Origin of the sequence: Streptomyces sp. NPDC051051 (assembly GCF_040682975.1) — a bacterium.
Lineage (GTDB): Bacteria > Actinomycetota > Actinomycetes > Streptomycetales > Streptomycetaceae > Streptomyces.
This window is the reverse complement of the sequence record NZ_JBFBCB010000053.1, coordinates 1-19,417: the sequence shown is the minus strand read 5'-3', so window position 1 is coordinate 19,417 and position 19,417 is coordinate 1. Positions and strand designations below refer to the sequence as shown.

Here is a 19,417-nt window from a genome sequence, read left to right as displayed (position 1 = left end):
GATGCGCAGGAATCAGTAGGTGGCCAAGTGGCAAGTGATGTCAAGGATGTTGACCGCGCCGTCCGAGTCGTTCGCGGCGGAGCCTGGCGGGCCCTGCGAGGCATCCCGCCAGGCTCCGCCGCGAATCGTCCGGACCGTCCTCCGCGGGGGCGCCGCACCTTCTCCACGGGCTCATGTCCGGTGATTTTCCTGCCGGAAGGTCGCGGTGGGCTCATATTTCCGCCAGGTCTCAACTCGGAAAAGACCCATGACCAACTTTGCATTCGATCTTGTCCGATGGCGGGAAGTGGACTATACCTGTCGGCGATTCACCCGATCCGCACGACCCTGCTTGACCTGACCGCGGTGCCGGGAAGGATCCGGTTCACCGCCTGAGTCCTGGAGAAGGCGAGGACTTGAGCATGGGATCCACTTCTGTGTCCGATTCGGCTGATTCGACTGGTTCGACTGACTCCATCGGGAATCGCGGCGCGAAAGGCGTCGGCCGCCGCGATCTGATCAGGAGATCGGCAGCACTCGGACTGATCTCCGTCCCCACGGTGGGTTTCCTCTCCGCCTGCGCCAGCAGCGGGGGCGGCGGTGACGAGGGCAAGGCCAAGGCCGGCGAGAAGACCGACAAGAACCCGCTCGGCGTGAATGACACCACCCGGATGGAATTCGTCCTGTTCGACGGCGGTTTCGGCAAGGAGTACGCCGAGGACGCCGTGAAGATCTACGAACAGCGATTCCCGAAGGCCGAGGTGAAGTTCTCGGCCACCCAGAAGATCCAGTCCACCCTCCAGCCCCGTTTCAACCAGGGCACCCCGCCGGACCTCATCGACAACTCCGGCGCCGAGCAGATGGACATGGGCGTCCTGGTCGGCAAGGGCCAGCTGGCCGACCTCACCGCGCTGCTGGACGCGCCGTCCTACGACGACCCGGCGAAGAAGGTCCGCGACACCCTGCGCCCCGGCATCGTGGAGATGGGCCAGTTCGACGGCGACCCGGTCTGGATCATGTACTACGCGTACACCGTGTACGGCGTCTGGTACTCGCAGAAGGCCCTGGACTCGCTGGACGCCGCCTACCCCGAGACCTGGGACGAGATGCTCGCGGTCTGCGAGAAGGCCAAGAAGAAGGGCATGGCGGGCTGGACGTACGCGGGCAAGTACCCGTACTACCTCCCCTTCTCGCTGTATCCGATGATCGGCAAGGTCGGTGGCCGCGAAGTCCTCGACGCCATCGACAACCTGGAGCCGAACGCCTGGAAACACCCGGCGGTCAAGGCCTGTTTCGACGCCTACTACGAGCTGTACAAGAAGGGTTACGTCCTCAAGGGCACGCCCGGCCTGGACCACATCCAGTCGCAGACCGCGTGGGCCAAGGGCAAGGCCCTGTTCCTGCCCAACGGCTCCTGGGTGGAGAACGAGTCGGCCAACGTCATCCCCGCCGACTTCGGCCTCGCCGTCTCCGCGCCGACCGGACTCGACGGCTCCGACAAGCTGCCGTTCGGCACCATCTGGGCCTCCGGCGGCGAGCCGTTCGTCGTCCCGGCCAAGGCGAAGAACCCGGCCGGAGGCATGGAGCAGCTGCGCATCATGCTGAGCGAGGCGTCCTCGAAGAACTTCACCTCCAAGGTCAAGTCGCTGACCGCCTACAACGGCGGCACCGACGGCATCACCCTCACCCCCGGCCTCAAGTCGGGTGTCGCCGCGCTGGACAAGGCAGGCCGGAACGTGGTGAACCCGCGACTCCAGGACTGGTACGTGCAATTGCAGAAGGAGAAGATCGGGGTCTCCGGACTCGGCGAGATGATGGCCGGCCGGCTCACCCCGGCGGAGGCGATCAAGAAGATCCAGGGTTACGCCGACGAGGCGGCCAAGGATTCCTCGATCAAGCACTACAAGCACCAGTAACCGGCGACATCACGACACCGGAGTGGCGATGCAGCACGGCAAGTACCGGTTCATCGCGGGGTTCCTGGCGCTGCCCCTGGGACTGTACGCGCTCTTCGTGGTGTGGCCGTTCGTCCAGTCCATCTACTACTCGTTCACGGACTGGACCGGTCTGAGCCCCGAATTCGAGATGGTCGGCCTGGACAATTACCGCAGGATGCTGGACGACGACATCTTCTGGAAGTCCCTGCGGCACAGCCTGATGTTCGCGGTCGTGCTGCCGCTGGTGACGATCGGCCTGGCGCTGTTCCTCGCCTTCATGATCAATGTCGGCGGACGGAGAAGAAAAGGCGGCCCGGCCGTCTCCGGTGTGCGCGGCTCGTCCTTCTACAAGATCGTCTATTTCTTCCCGCAGGTACTGTCGATCGCCATCGTGGCGTTGTTGTTCGCCTTCGCCTACAACCCCGACAGCGGTGCCATCAACTCGTTGCTGCGGGGGATCGGACTGGACGGCGTGCAGCCGCTGTGGCTGGGCGATCCGGGCCTCGCGCTGTGGTGCGTGATGGCGGTGCTCGTCTGGTCGACGGTCGGCTTCTTCGTGGTGCTGTTCTCCGCGGGCATGGCGTCGATCCCGGCGGACCTGTACGAGGCCGCCCTGCTCGACGGCGCCGGCCGCGCCACCACGTTCTTCCGCATCACTCTGCCGCTGCTGTGGGACACCGTGCAGTCCGGCTGGGTCTACATGGGCATCCTCGCGCTCGGCGCGGAGTCGTTCGCGGTCGTCCAGATCATGACGACCGGGCCGGGCGGGCCCGACTACTCGACCACCGTCATGGTCCTCTACGTGTACCAGAAGGCGTTCCGCGACGGTCAGGCCGCCTATGCCACCACCATCGGAGTCGCCCTGCTCGTCGTGACGCTGGCCTTCGCCGCGCTGGTGATGCGGCTGGGCCGGCGCGAGCGGCTGGAGTACTGATCATGAGCATCGAGAAGACCGCGGAGCCCCCCGCGCCCGTCCCCGTCACGAAGGCGGACGTTCCGCCGGCCGGCGCACCGCCCCGGACGCGGAAGGAGGGGCAGGTCCTCAACGCCTTCTCGCACGGCATCCTCGTCGTGTGGGCGGTCATGGTCGTGCTGCCGCTGCTGTGGGCGGTGATGACTTCCTTCAAGGACGACGGCTCCATCTTCGGCTCGCCCTGGTCGCTGCCCGACACGCTGCACTTCGACAACTGGTCACGGGCCTGGACCGAGGCCGACATGGGCGACTACTTCCTCAACACCGTCCTGGTGGTGGGGGGTTCGCTCGTCGGCACCCTGGTGCTCGGCTCGATGGCGGCGTACGTCCTGGCCCGGTTCGACTTCCCCGGCAACCGGTTCGTCTACTACCTGTTCGTCGGAGGCATGAGTTTCCCGATCATGCTCGCGCTGGTCCCGCTGTTCTACGTGGTGAACAACATGGGCCTGCTGAACACGATCCACGGCCTGATCCTGGTCTACATCGCCTACTCGCTGCCGTTCACGGTGTTCTTCCTGACGGCGTTCTTCCGCACGCTGCCCTCGTCGGTGGCGGAGGCGGCGTTCGTCGACGGCGCCTCGCACAGCCGTACGTTCTTCCAGATCATGCTGCCGATGGCCAGGCCCGGCCTGATCAGCGTGGGGATCTTCAACTTCCTGGGCCAGTGGAACCAGTACATGCTCCCCACGGTTCTCAACACCGATCCGGACAAGCGCGTCCTCACCCAGGGACTGGTCCAGCTGGCCGTCAGCCAGGGTTACAAGGGTGACTGGTCGGGTCTTTTCGCGGGCCTGGTGATGGCGATGCTGCCGGTGCTCGCCGCGTACGTCGTCTTCCAGCGGCAGGTGGTGCAGGGACTGACCGCGGGGGCGCTGAAGTAGTCCCTCCCCTTGATCACTTGGACGCCGCGGTAGCACTGCGCAGCCACCCGTACGCGTGCCGTTCCCGAGTCGGGGAACGGCACCGTTCAGTGTGTGCATGAATGCGATTAGTGTTCAACCTCTTGACGGGAGGCAACCCGAACAGCTCAGCTTAGAGTTCACTAGTTGGACATAGACGGGGCCTCATCGAAGCGGTCCCGCGCGCGGGAGGTCGTCGTGGAGACTCCGGGGTCGCAGTCGTCGCTGCACCGAGCCAACCTGGAACGGGTGGTGCGCGCCGTGCGCCTGGCCGGGTCCCTCACGCAGGCGGAGATCGCCCGGACGACGGGCCTGTCCGCGGCGACCGTGTCCAACATCGTGCGCGAGCTGAAGGACCGCGGGACCGTCGAGGTCACGCCCACCTCGGCCGGCGGCCGCAGGGCCCGCAGCGTCAGCCTCAGCGGGGACGCCGGCATCGTCATCGGGGTGGATTTCGGGCATACCCACCTACGGGTCGCCGTAGGGAACCTCGCCCATCAGGTGCTCGCCGAGGAGTCCGAACCGCTGGATGTGGACGCCTCCTCGACGCAGGGCTTCGACCGGGCGGAACAGCTGGTCAACCGCCTGATCGAGGCCACCGGGGTGGACCGTTCGAAGGTGGCCGGAGTGGGCCTCGGGGTCCCCGGTCCGATCGACGTGGAGTCCGGCTCGCTCGGCTCGTCCGCGATCCTGCCCGGCTGGATCGGCACCAAGCCCGCCGAGGAGCTGCGGGGGCGGCTCGGCGTGACCGTGCACGTGGACAACGACGCCAATCTCGGCGCCCTCGGCGAGATGGTCTGGGGCAGCGGCAGAGGCGTTCGTGATCTTGCTTACATCAAGGTCGCGAGCGGTGTCGGCGCCGGTCTGGTGATCGAGGGGAAGATCTACCGGGGTCCTGGTGGGACTGCGGGAGAAATCGGACATATTACACTCGATGAATCCGGCCCCGTCTGCCGTTGCGGAAACCGGGGCTGCCTGGAGACCTTCACGGCCGCGCGCTACGTGCTGCCGCTCCTCCAGTCCAGCCACGGCACGGACCTGACCATGGAGGGAGTCGTGCGGCTCGCCAGGGACGGAGACCCGGGCTGCCGTCGGGTGATCGCCGACGTCGGCCGACACATCGGCAGTGGAGTCGCCAATCTCTGCAACCTGCTGAACCCGAGCCGGGTGGTCCTGGGCGGTGATCTCGCCGAGGCCGGTGAGCTGGTGCTCGGGCCCATCAGGGAGTCCGTCGGCCGCTACGCGATCCCCAGTGCGGCACGGCAGCTCACCGTTCTCCCGGGGGCACTCGGAGGCCGCGCGGAGGTGCTCGGAGCACTCGCCCTCGCACTCAGCGAGATGGGTGATTCGACCCTTTTGGACGGCACGTTGACGGCCAACACACCTGCCTTCACTTAGAGAACGAATGACGCCGTTGCCATCTCGTTAAGTATTTACTTCTTGACGTCGCACGCGTGGCCGAGTTGACTTCCAGCCACCTCGGCCGCAGCGTTGCGGCCCTGTCAGGGAGGCACACCCCAATGAACGCAACGATGCGTAGAGTCGTGATCGGCGCCACCGCCGTCTCCATGGCCCTGTCGATTGCCGCGTGCGGCAAGGCGGGCGACGACTCCGACAGCAGCAGCTCCGACAGCAAGTCCATCGGCCTGCTGCTCCCCGACAGCGTCACGGCGCGCTACGAGAAGTTCGACAAGCCGCTCTTCGAGGCCAAGGTCAAGGAGCTCTGCTCCGACTGCGACGTGCAGTACGCGAACGCCGCCGCCGACCCGGCCAAGCAGGCCCAGCAGATGAGCAGCATGGTCACCAAGGGTGTCAAGGTGATCGTCGTCTCCGCGCAGGACTCGGCCGCCATCAAGTCCTCCATCAAGTCCGCCGTGGACAAGGGCGTGAAGGTCGTCGCCTACGACCGCCTCGCGCAGGGTCCGGTCTCGGCGTACGTCTCCTTCGACAACGTCAAGGTCGGCGAGCTCCAGGGCCAGGCCCTCCTCGCGGCGCTCGGCTCGAAGGCCACCCCCTCGGCGAACGTCGTCATGATCAACGGTGACGACGCCGACCCGAACGCCGGCCAGTTCAAGGAAGGCGCCCACAAGGCCCTCGACGGCAAGGTCAAGATCGCCTACGAGCAGTCCGGCCTGTGGAAGGACACCGTCGCCGCGCAGAAGATGTCCGCCGCGATCACCCAGCTCGGCGCGAAGAAGATCGCGGGCGTCTACGCCGCCAACGACGGCATGGCCGGTGGCATCGCCAACACCCTCAAGGGCGCGAAGATCAGCGGCATCCCGCTGACCGGCCAGGACGCGGAACTCGCGGGCATCCAGCGCATCGTCGCCGGCACCCAGTCCTCCACCGTCTACAAGGCCTTCAAGCCCGAGGCCGACGCCGCCGCCCAGCTCGCGGTCAACCTGCTCGAGGGCAAGGACATCAAGTCCCTCGCCACCACCGAGCTGACCAGCGGCTCCGGCGACAAGGTCCCCTCCCAGCTGCTGACCCCGGTGTCGGTCACCAAGGCCAACATCAAGGACACGGTGATCGCGGACAAGCTGTACACGGTCCAGGAGATCTGCACCGCCGAGTTCGCCGCCGCCTGCAAGGCCGCCGGCCTCCAGTAGCGGTACCGCGCCCCGCGCGCATCCGGCTCGGGTCCCCCGCAGGGGCCCGGGCCACCGGCCGCACAGCGGCCCCGTGAGACCCCTCCGACGCCTGCCCCACCTTCACACCCCGCTGCCGGGGCGGGCGTCGGACGGAACCGTTGCCAAGTGCGGCGGACTCGCGCATGTTCATCTTGTAAACCTCGTGCGTCAGCGCCCCGTACCCGTCGGCGTTGCGCACACCCTTCCGCGCCTGTCCCACAGCGCGGCATCCCCGCCGGTCAGGCGGCGAAGGAGATGGTTCACGTGTCCGCTACGCCCGTGCTGGCGTTGCGCGGAGTCTCCAAGCGATTCGGTGCGGTGCAGGCACTCACCGACGTCGAGCTGGAGGTCCACGCCGGAGAAGTGGTCGCCCTGGTGGGCGACAACGGCGCAGGAAAGTCCACCCTGGTCAAGACGATCGCGGGTGTCCACCCCATCGACGACGGCGTCATCGAGTGGGAGGGCAAGCCGGTCAGCATCACCAAGCCGCACGACGCCCAGGGCCTCGGTGTCGCGACGGTCTACCAGGACCTCGCGCTCTGCGACAACCTCGATGTGGTCGGCAACCTCTACCTCGGCCGCGAGCTGCTGCGCCGCGGTGTCATCGACGAGGTGTCGATGGAGAAGAACGCCCGCGAGCTGCTGTCCACGCTCTCCATCCGCATCCCGAGCGTGCGCATCCCGATCGCGAGCCTCTCCGGCGGTCAGCGCCAGGTCGTCGCCATCGCCCGCGCGCTGATCGGCGACCCCAAGGTCGTCATCCTCGACGAGCCCACCGCGGCCCTCGGCGTCGAGCAGACCGCGCAGGTCCTCGACCTGGTCGAGCGGCTGCGCGAGCGCAACCTCGGCGTCATCCTCATCAGCCACAACATGGCCGACGTCAAGGCGGTGGCGGACACCGTCGCCGTCCTGCGTCTGGGCAAGAACAACGGCTCCTTCCCCGTGAAGGACACCAGCCACGAAGAGATCATCGCCGCGATCACGGGTGCCACGGACAACGCCGTGACCCGTCGTGCGGGGCGTCGCACCGCGGAGGCGGCCAAGTGAGCGACACGTCCAAGACCGTGAAGAGCGACACCACCAAGGTCGAGAAGACCGGGGGCGTGGTGGAGGACCAGACCACCGTCGCCCCCGCCGACGACCCCACGGCAGCCCCGGTCTCCGTCGTCGACCCGCGCCTGCTGGTCCGCGAAGAGGGCCTCAAGGGCTACGTCACCGAGTTCAAGCGCAAGGTCAAGGGCGGCGAGCTGGGCTCGCTGCCGGTGGTCATCGGCCTGATCGTCATCTGGACGATCTTCCAGCTGCAGAACGACCGCTTCCTGAGCGCCGACAACCTCTCGAACATCAGCTACTACCTGTCGGCCACCGGCATGCTCGCCATCGGCCTGGTGTTCGTCCTGCTGCTCGGCGAGATCGACCTGTCCGTCGGCTCCGTCAGTGGCCTGGCGTCCACCCTGTTCGCCGTGTTCGTGGTGAACCACACCATGAACCCGTGGCTGTCGCTGATCCTCACCGTCGTCACCGGCATCCTGATCGGTGCCCTGCACGGTTGGTTCTTCGCCAAGATCGGCGTACCCGCCTTCGTGGTGACCCTGGCCGGCTTCCTCGGCTGGAACGGTCTGATGCTGTGGCTGCTGGGTGACAGCGGCACCATCAACATCCCGTCCGACTCCGGTCCGGTCCACCTGCTCGGGCAGAGCTCCTTCTTCATGGACCAGGCCATCATCGGCGCCTACCTCCTGGCCGGCCTCGGTGTCGCGTCCATGCTGTTCGGCTCCTTCGGCGAGCAGCGCCGCCGCAGGGCCGCGGGCGTGCCGTTCCGGCCCACCAGCGAGATCCTGCTGCGCGTCGGCGCGCTGGCCGTCGCGTCCTTCGCGGCCGCGGCCGTGCTGAACAACGCCGCCGGCGTCTCCAACGCGCTCGTCATCTTCCTGGCCGCGCTGGTCATCGTCGACTTCATCCTCCGCCGTACGACCTTCGGCCGTCAGGTCTTCGCGGTCGGTGGCGGTATCGAGGCGGCCCGCCGCGCCGGTATCAACGTGCCGATGATCCGCATCACCGTGTTCGCCATCGCCGGTGGCTTCGCCGCGGTCGGCGGTATGTTCTTCGCCGGCCAGACCGCCAGCGCCACGCTCAGCGCCGGTGGCGGCAACACCCTGATGCTGGCGATCGCCGCGGCGGTCATCGGCGGCACCAGCCTCTTCGGCGGCCGCGGCAGCGTCTGGTCCGCCCTCCTGGGCATGCTGGTCATCCAGTCCATCCAGACCGGTCTCGACCTGCTGAACATGAACACCTCGATCCAGTACATGATCACCGGTGGCGTCCTGCTCGGCGCGGTCGTCATCGACTCGGTCTCCCGCAAGAGCCAGAAGGCCGCCGGTCGCGGCTGACCACGGCAGCGACCGACTGTGCCCGGTACCCGTGTGGGTGCCGGGCGCAGGCGTGTCGGAGGAAGCCCGCATCCGGAGCACGGCCGGTCCGGGAACCCCTGAATCAAGGGGCGGGCGCCGTCCGCCGGGGCGGAAGATTAGACTCGCAGAGCCCGGCAACAGCTCGATCAGCTCTACTGCAAGGAGGCACGGGTGCCGCTGCTGACCCGCATCAGGGGACCGCGCGATCTGGACCGGCTCAGCCTGGAGGAGCTGGACCAGCTGGCAGGGGAGATCCGGACCTTCCTCGTCGACGCCGTGTCCAAGACCGGCGGCCACCTCGGCCCCAACCTCGGTGTGGTCGAGCTCACCATCGCACTGCACCGGGTCTTCGAGTCCCCCAAGGACAAGGTGCTCTGGGACACCGGCCACCAGTCCTACGTGCACAAACTGCTCACCGGCCGGCAGGACTTCTCCCGGCTGAAGATGAAGGGCGGCCTGTCCGGCTACCCCTCGCAGGCCGAGTCCGAGCACGACGTCATCGAGAACAGCCACGCCTCCACGGTGCTCGGCTGGGCCGACGGCATCGCCAAGGCCAACGAGATCCTGAAACGGGACAGCCACGTCGTGGCGGTCATCGGTGACGGCGCCCTGACCGGCGGCATGGCCTGGGAGGCGCTGAACAACATCGCCGAGGCCAAGGACCGTCCGCTCGTCATCGTCGTCAACGACAACGAGCGTTCCTACGCCCCCACCATCGGCGGCCTCGCCAACCACCTGGCGACCCTGCGCACGACCGACGGCTACGAGCGCTTCCTCGCCCGCACCAAGGACATCCTCGACCGCACCCCGGTCGTCGGGAAGCCCCTCTTCGACACCCTGCACGGCGCCAAGAAGGGCCTGAAGGACTTCATCGCGCCCCAGGGCATGTTCGAGGACCTCGGCCTGAAGTACGTCGGCCCGATCGACGGCCACGACATCGAGGCCCTGGAGTCGGCGCTGGTCCGCGCCAAGCGCTTCGGCGGCCCCGTCATCGTGCACTGCCTCACCGAGAAGGGCCGCGGCTACCAGCCCGCCCTCCAGGACGAGGCCGACCGCTTCCACGCCGTCGGCAAGATCCACCCCGACACGGGTCTGCCGATCGCCAGCAGCGGTGCCGACTGGACCTCCGTCTTCGGCGAGGAGATGGTGAAGCTCGGCACCGAGCGCGAGGACGTCGTCGCCATCACCGCGGCCATGCTCCAGCCCGTCGGCCTGGACAAGTTCGCCAAGGCCTTCCCCGAGCGCGTCTACGACGTCGGCATCGCCGAGCAGCACGGCGCCGTCTCCGCGGCGGGCCTCGCCCACGCGGGCGTGCACCCCGTCTTCGCGGTCTACGCCACCTTCCTCAACCGCGCCTTCGACCAGGTCCTCATGGACGTCGCCCTGCACAGGTGCGGGGTCACGTTCGTGCTCGACCGGGCCGGCGTGACCGGCACCGACGGCGCCTCCCACAACGGCATGTGGGACATGTCGATCCTCCAGGTGGTACCGGGCCTCAGGCTGGCCGCGCCGCGCGACGCCGACCAGGTGCGCGCCCAGCTGCGGGAGGCCGTCCAGGTCGACGACGCGCCGACCGTGGTGCGCTTCTCCAAGGGCGCCGTCGGACCCGCCGTACCGGCCGTGGGACGCGTCGGCGGCATGGACGTCCTGCGCGAGCCGGGCACGGACCGGCCCGACGTGCTGCTCGTCTCCGTGGGCGCCCTCGCCCCGATGTGCCTGGAGATCGCCGGCCTGCTCGACCGGCAGGGCATCTCCACCACCGTCGTCGACCCGCGCTGGGTCAAGCCCGTCGACGAGGCCATGGCCCCGCTCGCCGAGCGCCACCGCGTCGTCGTCACCGTCGAGGACAACTCGCGCGTCGGCGGCGTGGGCTCCACGATCGCCCAGGCCCTGCGCGACGCCGGGGTGGACGTGCCCCTGCGCGACTTCGGCATCCCGCCCCGCTTCCTCGACCACGCCTCCCGCGCCGAGGTCATGGCCGAGATCGGGCTGACCGCCCCCGACATCGCCCGCCAGGTCACCGGCCTGGTCTCCCGGCTCGACGGGCGGTACGACAGGACGGCCGCCGAGGTCGAGCCCGCGCGCGACTGACGGAAACGCACGCGACCGGCGGGAAGCGCGCGGTGCGCGCCGACACGCCGTACCGGGCCGGTTTCACCGCTGAGAGAGTGGTGAAACCGGCCCATTTGCGTGATTGCGCCCACGCCGGGGCATACGGACTACGGCCCCTCTCGATCATGTCGGGGACGACACCGCGTGGGAGGTAAACCCATGAGCAACACCCTCTTCCGGACGAAGAAGGTCGAGCAGTCCATCCTCGACACCGAGGAACCCGAGCACGCGCTCAAGAAATCCCTGTCCGCGCTCGACCTGACCGTCTTCGGCGTCGGCGTCATCATCGGCACCGGCATCTTCGTCCTGACCGGCACGGTCGCCAAGAACAACGCCGGCCCCGCCGTCGCCCTGGCCTTCGTGGCGGCCGGCGTCGTCTGCGCGCTCGCCGCGCTCTGCTACGCCGAGTTCGCCTCCACCGTCCCGGTGGCCGGCTCCGCCTACACCTTCTCCTACGCCTCCCTCGGAGAACTGCCCGCCTGGATCATCGGCTGGGACCTGGTCCTGGAGTTCGCGCTGGGTACGGCGGTGGTCGCGGTCGGCTGGTCCGGCTACGTCGCCTCGCTGCTGGACAACGCGGGCTGGCACCTGCCGGAGGCGCTCAGCGGCCGGGACGGGGCCGAGGGCTTCGGCTTCGACATCCTCGCCGCCGCGCTCGTCCTGGTCCTCACCGCCATCCTCGTCGTGGGCACCAAGCTCTCCGCGCGCGTCACCTCGGTGGTCGTCGCCGTCAAGGTGACCGTGGTCCTCGTGGTGATCATCGCGGGCGCCTTCCTCATCAAGGGCGACAACTACGACCCGTTCGTCCCGAAGGCGCAGGAGGTGCCCGCGGGCGACAGCCTCCAGGCCCCGCTCATCCAGCTGATGTTCGGCTGGGCGCCGTCCAACTTCGGCGTGATGGGCATCTTCACCGCCGCCTCCGTGGTCTTCTTCGCGTTCATCGGCTTCGACGTGGTCGCCACGGCCGCCGAGGAGACCAGGAACCCGCAGCGCGACATGCCCCGCGGCATCCTCGGCTCCCTGATCATCTGCACCGCCCTCTACGTCGTGGTGTCGATCGTCGTGACCGGCATGCAGAAGTACACCGAGCTGTCCATCACCGCGCCCCTCGCCGACGCGTTCAAGGCCACCGGTCACCCCTGGTACGCGGGCTTCATCAGCTTCGGCGCCGCCGTCGGCCTCACGACGGTCTGCATGATCCTGCTGCTCGGCCAGACCCGCGTCTTCTTCGCGATGAGCCGCGACGGACTGCTGCCGCGGTTCTTCTCCCAGGTCCACCCCCGGTTCAAGACCCCGCACCGGCCGACCATCCTGCTCGGCGTGCTCATCGCGATCCTGGCCGGCTTCACGCCCCTGAGCGAACTCGCCGAACTCGTCAACATCGGCACGCTCTTCGCCTTCGTGGTCGTCGCCATCGGCGTGATCATCCTCCGCCGGACCCGTCCCGACCTGCCCCGTGCCTTCCGCACCCCCTGGGTGCCGGCGCTGCCGATCCTGTCGGTGCTGGCCTCGCTGTGGCTGATGCTCAACCTGCCCGCCGAGACCTGGCTGCGCTTCGCGATCTGGATGGTGATCGGGTTCGTCGTCTACTTCCTGTACGGCCGCTCGCACAGCCGGCTGGGCCGCGGCGAGGGCACCGCCGTCGGCCGGGCGGCCGGGCCCGGCCCCGGCGACGGCCGCTGAACACCCCGCCCCACGGCCCCGCGCGCCCCGCTCCGGCGGTGCCCGCGGGGCCGCCTGCCGTCCGGCCGTGTGCCGCTCGGCCGGGGTGCGCGCAGGTGCCGTACCCGCCTACGCCCGGACGGTGCGGGGCCCCGCCACCTCGGCGCCCAGCGCGGTGACCCGCCGGCGCAGCTCGCGGTCGGCCGTGACGACCAGGCGGCGGCGGTCTCCCGACCGGGCCACCAGGCCGACGATGTGGTCGTCGCCGCTGCCGGACGCCGACTCCACCCGTACGCCGGGCACCGGCGCCACACCGCGTGCGGCGCCCTCGACGACCAGGACGACCTCCACGGGCCCGGAGTGCCCCGGCAGCCCGTCGGCGGCCAGCCGGTCCCGCAGCCGCTCCGCGGCGCCCCGCCGGTCGCGCCACCACCCGTCGGGCACCGACCCCACGACGTTCGCGGCGTCGACGATCACGAGCAGCGGGCCGTCGTCGTCGTCCATGGCGACCAGGGTGCCACGGCCGACGCCTGCCGACGACGGCTCCGACGCGGCCCGCCCGAGAGGACCGTCGACGGGCCGTCATAAAGTGACCGGGTGAACGGCGAATGGCTCGTACGCGGCCGTGACGGGCGGCTCTGTGTCTATCTGACGTCGGACGACGCGGTCCTGTGCCGCGCGGAGCGCACCCCGGGCGGCCCCTGGGACCCGCCGCGCAGGGTCGGTGGCGACCAGAGGCTGCGTGCGGTCCCGGCGGTCGGCCGCGGGGCCGACGGGTACGCCCATCTCGTCTCCTGGCGGCCCACCGTGCCGGGCCAGTCGGGAATCGTGCACTCCGCCCACTTCCGGCCCCTGCTCGCCGCCCTCGACTGGGTTCCGGTCGGCCACCCGGAGACCAGGGGCGACCTCACCGGCACCCCCGCCGTCGCCGTGGACGCCCAGGGACGGGCACACGTCTTCGTGGCCCGGCCCGGCACCGGGCTCGGCATGGTCGCCCAGAAGGAGAAGGGCGGCTGGGACCCGTGGCGCGACCTGAAGGGGCCGGACGTCCTGGGAGCACCGGTCGCGCTCGCGGGGGAGTCCGGGCGCGTCGAGGCGTACGCGGCCGTCCCGGGCGGGCTCCAGCACTGGCGGCAGGAGCAGCCGGGCACCCCGCCCGTCCTCGGGGAGTCGGCGGAGACGCCGGTCCGCCCCGGCACCCTGCGGGCCCTGGCCACCTCGCCGGAGCACACCACGCTCTACTACACCGACGCGTCGGGGGACCTGTGCGCCTGGCGTCCCGGTGGCGCGCCCGTCGTCCTGCTCGCCGCGGCGGGCCCCGGTCCGGTGGCCGCCGTGCGCTGCGAACTCGACGGCCACGACTGCACGCTGCTCGCCCAGCGCTCGTCCGGCGGCCGGGTGGCCTTCGCGGCGTACCCCACCGAGGAGGAGGGTGCCGGCGCCTGGTGGACCGAGTCCGGACCCCCGCTGCCCGCCGACGCCGAGGTGGCCCTCGCCCGCGACCACGAGGACCGGGTGGTCGCCGTGACCCTGTCCCCGTCGGCCGGCCGGCTCCTCGTGACCCGCCGCAAGGACGAACCCGGGCTGGCGCTGACGGCGTGGCAGGAGGTCTGACCGACCCACCGGCCCGAGCGACGCGAAGAGGGCCCCCGCCGACCGGCGGAGGCCCTCCTCACGTCATGCGCCCGCGTTACGCCGGGACCGACGCCACGCCCGGAGCCAGGAACTTCTTGCCGTTCACCCGCTCCGACACGCCCTCACGGTCCAGGTACGGCGTGATGCCGCCCAGGTGGAAGGGCCAGCCGGCACCGGTGATCAGGCAGAGGTCGACGTCCTGCGCCTCGGCGACGACGCCCTCGTCGAGCATGAGCCCGATCTCCTGCGCCACCGCGTCCAGGACGCGCGCCCGCACCTGCTCCTCGGTCAGGACGGTGTCGCCCTGCTTCAGCAGCGCGGAGACCTCCGGGTCCAGCTCCGGCTTGCCGCTGTCGTAGACGTAGAAGCCGCGCTTGCCCGCCTCGACGACCGCCTTGAGGTTCGGGGAGACCGTGAAGCGGTCCGGGAACGCCCGGTTGAGCGTCTCCGAGACGTGCAGGCCGATGGCCGGGCCGACCAGCTCGAGGAGGACCAGCGGGGACATCGGCAGACCGAGCGGTTCCACCGCCTTCTCCGCGACCTCGACGGGGGTGCCCTCGTCGATGACGTTCTGCACCTCGCCCATGAAGCGGGTCAGGATGCGGTTCACGACGAACGCCGGGGCGTCCTTCACCAGGACGGCCGTCTTCTTCAGCTTCTTGGCGACGGCGAAGGCGGTGGCCAGCGACGCGTCGTCGGTCGCCTCGCCGCGCACGATCTCCAGGAGCGGCAGGATCGCGACCGGGTTGAAGAAGTGGAAGCCCACGACCCGCTCGGGGTTCTTCAGCTTCGACGCCATCTCGGTGACGGAGAGGGACGAGGTGTTGGTGGCGAGGATCGCGTGCGCCGGGGCGACCGCCTCGACCTCCGCGAACACCTGCTGCTTGACACCGATCTCCTCGAACACGGCCTCGATGACGAAGTCCGCGTCCGCGAAGCCCTCGGCCTTGTCCAGCACACCGCTCACCAGCGCCTTGAGGCGGTTGGCCTTGTCCTGGTTGATGCGGCCCTTGCCGAGCAGCTTGTCGATCTCGGCGTGGACGTAGCCCACACCCTTGTCGACGCGCTCCTGGTCGATGTCGGTCAGCACGACCGGCACCTCCAGGCGGCGCAGGAACAGCAGGGCGAGCTGCGAGGCCATCAGGCCCGCGCCCACGACGCCGACCTTGGTGACCGGGCGGGCCAGGTTCTTGTCCGGGGCACCGGCCGGGCGCTTGCCGCGCTTCTGCACCAGGTTGAACGCGTAGATGCCGGCGCGCAGTTCACCGCCCATGATCAGGTCGGCGAGGGCCTGGTCCTCGGCGTCGTAGCCCTGCTGGAGGTCGCCGTTCTTGGCGGCGGCGATGATGTCGAGGGCGCGGTAGGCGGCCGGGGCCGCACCGTGCACCTTGCTGTCCGCGATGAAGCGGCCCCTGGCGACGGCCTGGTCCCAGGCCTCGCCCCGGTCGATCACCGGGCGCTCGACGACGATCTCGCCCTTGAGGACGGACGCCGTCCAGATCAGCGACTGCTCCAGGAAGTCCGCACCCTCGAACAGGGCGTCGGCGATGCCCAGTTCGTAGACCTGGGCGCCCTTGAGCTGCTTGTTCTGGTTGAGCGAGTTCTCGATGATCACCGAGACGGCCTTGTCGGCGCCGATCAGGTTCGGCAGCAGGGTGCAGCCGCCCCAGCCGGGGACCAGACCGAGGAAGACCTCGGGCAGCGAGAAGGCGGGCAGGGCCGCGGACACCGTGCGGTAGGTGCAGTGCAGGCCGACCTCGACGCCGCCGCCCATGGCCGCGCCGTTGTAGTACGCGAAGGTCGGCACGGCCAGGCCGGAAAGGCGCTTGAAGACCTCGTGGCCGCCCTTGCCGATGGCGAGCGCGTGCTCGTGCTCCTTCAGCAGCTCGACGCCCTTGAGGTCGGCGCCGACCGCGAAGATGAACGGCTTGCCGGTGACACCGGCGGCGACGATCTCGCCGGCCGCCGCCTCCTTCTCGACCTGGTCGATCGCGGTGTTCAGGTTCGCGAGGGACTGCGGGCCGAAGGTGGTCGGCTTGGTGTGGTCCAGGCCGTTGTCGAGGGTGATCAGGGCGAAGCGCCCGGCACCCTGCGGCAGGTCGAAGTGGCGTACGTGCGCCTGCGTGACGACCTCGTCCGGGAACAGCTCGGCCGCACCCTTCAGCAGCTCAGCGGTGGTGCTCACTTGTCCCCCTCGAAGTGCGGGTTCTCCCAGACGACCGTCGCGCCCATGCCGAAGCCGACGCACATGGTGGTCAGGCCGTAGCGGACGTGCGGCTGCTCCTCGAACTGGCGGGCCAGCTGCGTCATCAGCCGGACGCCGGAGGAGGCCAGCGGGTGGCCGAAGGCGATGGCGCCGCCGTACTGGTTGACGCGCTCGTCGTCGTCGGCGATGCCGTAGTGGTCCAGGAAGGCCAGGACCTGGACGGCGAAGGCCTCGTTGATCTCGAAGAGACCGATGTCGGAGATGGACAGACCCGCCTGCGCGAGGGCCTTCTCCGTGGCCGGGATCGGGCCGTAGCCCATGACCTCCGGCTCGACGCCCACGAAGGCGTAGGAGACCAGGCGCATCTTGACCGGCAGGCCGTTCTCGCGCGCGAAGTCCTCGGAGGCGATGAGGGAGGCGGTGGCGCCGTCGTTCAGACCGGCCGCGTTGCCGGCGGTGACCCGGCCGTGCACGCGGAACGGGGTCTTCAGCCCGGAGAGGTTCTCCAGGGTCGTGCCCGGACGCATCGGCTCGTCGGCGGTGACCAGGCCCCAGCCCGTCTCACCGGCTTCGGGGCTGGTGCGCCGCACGGACACCGGCACCAGGTCGGCCTGGATCTTGCCGTTGGCGTAGGCCTTGGCGGCCTTCTCCTGCGAGCGCACCGCGTACTCGTCGGCGCGCAGCTTGGTGATCTGCGGGTAGCGGTCGTGCAGGTTCTCCGCCGTCATGCCCATGAACAGGGCGGACTCGTCGACCAGCTTCTCGCTGACGAACCGCGGGTTCGGGTCGACGCCCTCGCCCATCGGGTGGCGGCCCATGTGCTCGACACCGCCGGCGATGGCGACGTCGTAGGCGCCGAAGGCGACGGAGCTGGCGACCGCGGTGACGGCCGTCAGGGCACCCGCGCACATGCGGTCGATGGAGTAACCGGGCACCGAGGTCGGCAGACCGGCCAGGATGCCGGCGGTACGGCCGATGGTCAGGCCCTGGTCGCCGATCTGCGTCGTCGCGGCGATGGCGACCTCGTCGACCTTCTTCGGGTCGAGACCGGGGTTGCGGCGCAGCAGCTCCCGGATCGCCTTCACGACGAGGTCGTCGGCACGGGTCTCGTGGTAGATGCCCTTCGGGCCCGCCTTGCCGAACGGGGTACGGACGCCGTCGACGAAGACGACGTCCCTGACGGTACGAGGCACGATGGCTCTCCTCCAGGTGCGGGATGGCACTGCTGCGTTGCGCAAGCGCTGAGCGCGCGCTCAGAACCCATGCTACTTGTGGGTAACGTAGCTGCACAGCCCTACCCGGCGGAGCGGCGAATGTCACACGGCCGGCGGAGGTGCCGCCCCCGCGGCTCCGGCAGTCGTCCTCCACGTGCCCGCACGAGATCTTGGCCTGATCCCGACCTCGCGGTACCGCTCCAGCGGCGCGACCCGGCCGGGCCACGCGCGCGGACACCGCGCGCGTCACGGCTCGCGGCCGGCGGCCGCCGTACGACAGCGATGTCCACGGCGGCTACGCGGGCTCCCGCCTCCCGGGCTCCGGCGCACCGCTGCCCTGCGTGTCCGTGCCCGTACTCGTGTCCTGACCCTTCGTCGACAGCGCCGCCACCAGCACCGGCGTCGCCTGCTCCACCTGCCAGGGGCGGGCGCCGAGGGCCGTGAGCGCCGCGGCGACGGAGTCCGTGTCGACCGGCCGGGGCGGCTCCCAGCAGACCCGCCGGACGGTGTCCGGGGCGATCACGTTCTCCTGCGGCATGTTCAGTTCCTCGGCCAGCGCCGAGACGGCCGACCGCGCCGCCGAGAGGCGGGCCGCGGCCTCGGGGTCCTTGTCCGCCCAGGCCCGCGGCGGCGGCGGCCCCGCGACCGACTGCCCCGGCTGCGGCAGCTGCGACTCGGTCAGCGCCCTGGCCCGGTCGACGGCCGCCTGCCACTGCTCGAGCTGGCGCCGGCTCGTCCGGTGCCCGAAGCCGTTCAGCGCGGCCAGCGCGTGCACGGTGGCCGGCACGGCGAGCGCGGCCTCCACGATGGCCGCGTCCGACAGCACCTTGCCGGGCGACACGTCCCGCCGCTGGGCGATCCGGTCCCGCGTCTGCCACAGTTCCCGCACCACGCCGAGCTGGCGGCGCCGGCGCACCTTGTGCATGCCGGACGTACGGCGCCAGGGGTCCTTGCGGGGCTCGGGCGGCGGCGCGGAGGCGATCGCGTCGAACTCCTGCCGGGCCCACTCCAGCTTGCCCTGCCGGTCCAGTTCCTTCTCCAGCGCGTCGCGCAGGTCGACGAGGAGCTCGACGTCCAGGGCGGCGTAGCGCAGCCACGGCTCGGGCAGCGGACGGGTGGACCAGTCGACGGCGGAGTGTCCCTTCTCCAGGACGAAGCCGAGGACGCCCTCGACCATCGCGCCGAGTCCGACGCGCGGGAACCCGGCCAGTCGCCCGGCCAGCTCGGTGTCGAACAGCCGGGTGGGCACCATGCCTATCTCCCGCAGGCACGGCAGGTCCTGGGTGGCCGCGTGCAGCACCCACTCCACGTCGGACAGCGCCTCCCCGAGCGCGGAGAGGTCGGGGCAGGCGACGGGGTCGATCAGCGCGGTGCCGGCGCCCTCGCGGCGCAGCTGCACCAGATAGGCGCGCTGGCCGTAGCGGTAGCCGGAGGCGCGCTCGGCGTCCACGGCGACGGGGCCGGAGCCGGCGGCGAAGGCGGCGATCACCTCGGCGAGCGCGGCGTCGTCGGCGATCACGGGGGGAATGCCCTCGCGCGGTTCGAGCAGTGGTGTCGGCGCCCCGGTGGCAAGCGATCCGTCGTCTTCCGGAGGGGCGCCCCCGGTGGTTCGCAGTGAGCTGGCTGCTGCGGTTTCTTGGGCGTCGGTCACCTGTCAAGGGTATCCGTGTGTGGACGGCGACCGCCGACGGAACCGGTGCTCACGCGCACCCCGCGGACCGACGTCGCGGACGGCGCCGCCGCCTGGGACCCCGAGGGC

The 19,417-nt window shown here is 70.0% G+C and carries 14 protein-coding genes; 10 read left to right on the top strand and 4 right to left on the bottom strand.

Annotation, left to right across the window (positions count from 1 at the left end):
• Nucleotides 1–401: 401 nt before the first annotated feature.
• The 9 genes from ngcE (at nt 402) to AB0N31_RS30255 (ending at nt 12,624) form a co-directional block, all read left to right on the top strand.
• Nucleotides 402–1,895 (top strand): N-acetylglucosamine/diacetylchitobiose ABC transporter substrate-binding protein, encoded by a 1,494-nt coding sequence (gene ngcE, locus AB0N31_RS30295; protein WP_366061645.1) that lies wholly within the window; start codon nt 402–404, stop codon nt 1,893–1,895.
• Between the two features lie 28 nt (nt 1,896–1,923).
• Nucleotides 1,924–2,850: a sugar ABC transporter permease gene (locus AB0N31_RS30290; RefSeq protein WP_366061644.1), complete on the top strand. Its 927-nt coding sequence runs from the start codon at nt 1,924–1,926 to the stop codon at nt 2,848–2,850.
• Between the two features lie 2 nt (nt 2,851–2,852).
• The gene (locus AB0N31_RS30285) at nt 2,853–3,770 is read left to right on the top strand and encodes a carbohydrate ABC transporter permease (RefSeq protein ID WP_366061643.1); all 918 of its coding nucleotides are present in this window, start codon (nt 2,853–2,855) and stop codon (nt 3,768–3,770) included.
• Between the two features lie 216 nt (nt 3,771–3,986).
• Entirely contained in the window at nt 3,987–5,186 is a 1,200-nt protein-coding gene (locus AB0N31_RS30280; protein WP_366061642.1) for an ROK family transcriptional regulator, read from the top strand.
• A 134-nt stretch (nt 5,187–5,320) separates the two neighbouring features.
• Nucleotides 5,321–6,397: a substrate-binding domain-containing protein gene (locus AB0N31_RS30275; RefSeq protein WP_366061641.1), complete on the top strand. Its 1,077-nt coding sequence runs from the start codon at nt 5,321–5,323 to the stop codon at nt 6,395–6,397.
• Nucleotides 6,398–6,673: 276 nt separating this feature from the next.
• Entirely contained in the window at nt 6,674–7,465 is a 792-nt protein-coding gene (locus tag AB0N31_RS30270; protein ID WP_363090407.1) for an ATP-binding cassette domain-containing protein, read from the top strand.
• Complete coding sequence (locus AB0N31_RS30265; protein ID WP_366061640.1) at nt 7,462–8,808, top strand: sugar ABC transporter permease; 1,347 nt, start codon at nt 7,462–7,464, stop codon at nt 8,806–8,808. Before AB0N31_RS30270 ends, AB0N31_RS30265 begins: the two co-directional genes overlap by 4 nt.
• A 192-nt stretch (nt 8,809–9,000) precedes the next feature.
• A complete protein-coding gene (gene dxs / locus AB0N31_RS30260; protein ID WP_366061639.1) occupies nt 9,001–10,920 on the top strand; it encodes a 1-deoxy-D-xylulose-5-phosphate synthase in 1,920 nt (639 codons plus the stop codon).
• Nucleotides 10,921–11,100: 180 nt separating this feature from the next.
• Entirely contained in the window at nt 11,101–12,624 is a 1,524-nt protein-coding gene (locus AB0N31_RS30255; protein WP_366061638.1) for an amino acid permease, read from the top strand.
• Between the two features lie 108 nt (nt 12,625–12,732).
• Here the strand turns inward: AB0N31_RS30255 and AB0N31_RS30250 are convergent, their stop codons facing one another.
• Nucleotides 12,733–13,107, bottom strand: coding sequence for an NTP pyrophosphohydrolase (locus tag AB0N31_RS30250; RefSeq protein ID WP_366061637.1), 375 nt, complete (start codon nt 13,105–13,107; stop codon nt 12,733–12,735).
• A 93-nt stretch (nt 13,108–13,200) separates the two neighbouring features.
• Between AB0N31_RS30250 and AB0N31_RS30245 the strand changes: the two genes are divergently transcribed.
• Entirely contained in the window at nt 13,201–14,217 is a 1,017-nt protein-coding gene (locus tag AB0N31_RS30245) for a hypothetical protein (RefSeq protein ID WP_366061636.1), read from the top strand.
• Between the two features lie 76 nt (nt 14,218–14,293).
• On the opposite strand, the gene AB0N31_RS30240 is transcribed toward AB0N31_RS30245, so the two are convergent.
• The 3 genes from AB0N31_RS30240 to AB0N31_RS30230 form a co-directional block, all read right to left on the bottom strand.
• Nucleotides 14,294–16,423 (bottom strand): 3-hydroxyacyl-CoA dehydrogenase NAD-binding domain-containing protein, encoded by a 2,130-nt coding sequence (locus AB0N31_RS30240; protein WP_366061635.1) that lies wholly within the window; start codon nt 16,421–16,423, stop codon nt 14,294–14,296.
• Nucleotides 16,420–17,637, bottom strand: coding sequence for an acetyl-CoA C-acyltransferase (locus tag AB0N31_RS30235; RefSeq protein WP_366061634.1), 1,218 nt, complete (start codon nt 17,635–17,637; stop codon nt 16,420–16,422). Before AB0N31_RS30235 ends, AB0N31_RS30240 begins: the two co-directional genes overlap by 4 nt.
• Before the next feature lie 316 nt (nt 17,638–17,953).
• The gene (locus AB0N31_RS30230) at nt 17,954–19,309 is read right to left on the bottom strand and encodes a ribonuclease D (RefSeq protein WP_366061633.1); all 1,356 of its coding nucleotides are present in this window, start codon (nt 19,307–19,309) and stop codon (nt 17,954–17,956) included.
• Nucleotides 19,310–19,417: the final 108 nt, after the last annotated feature.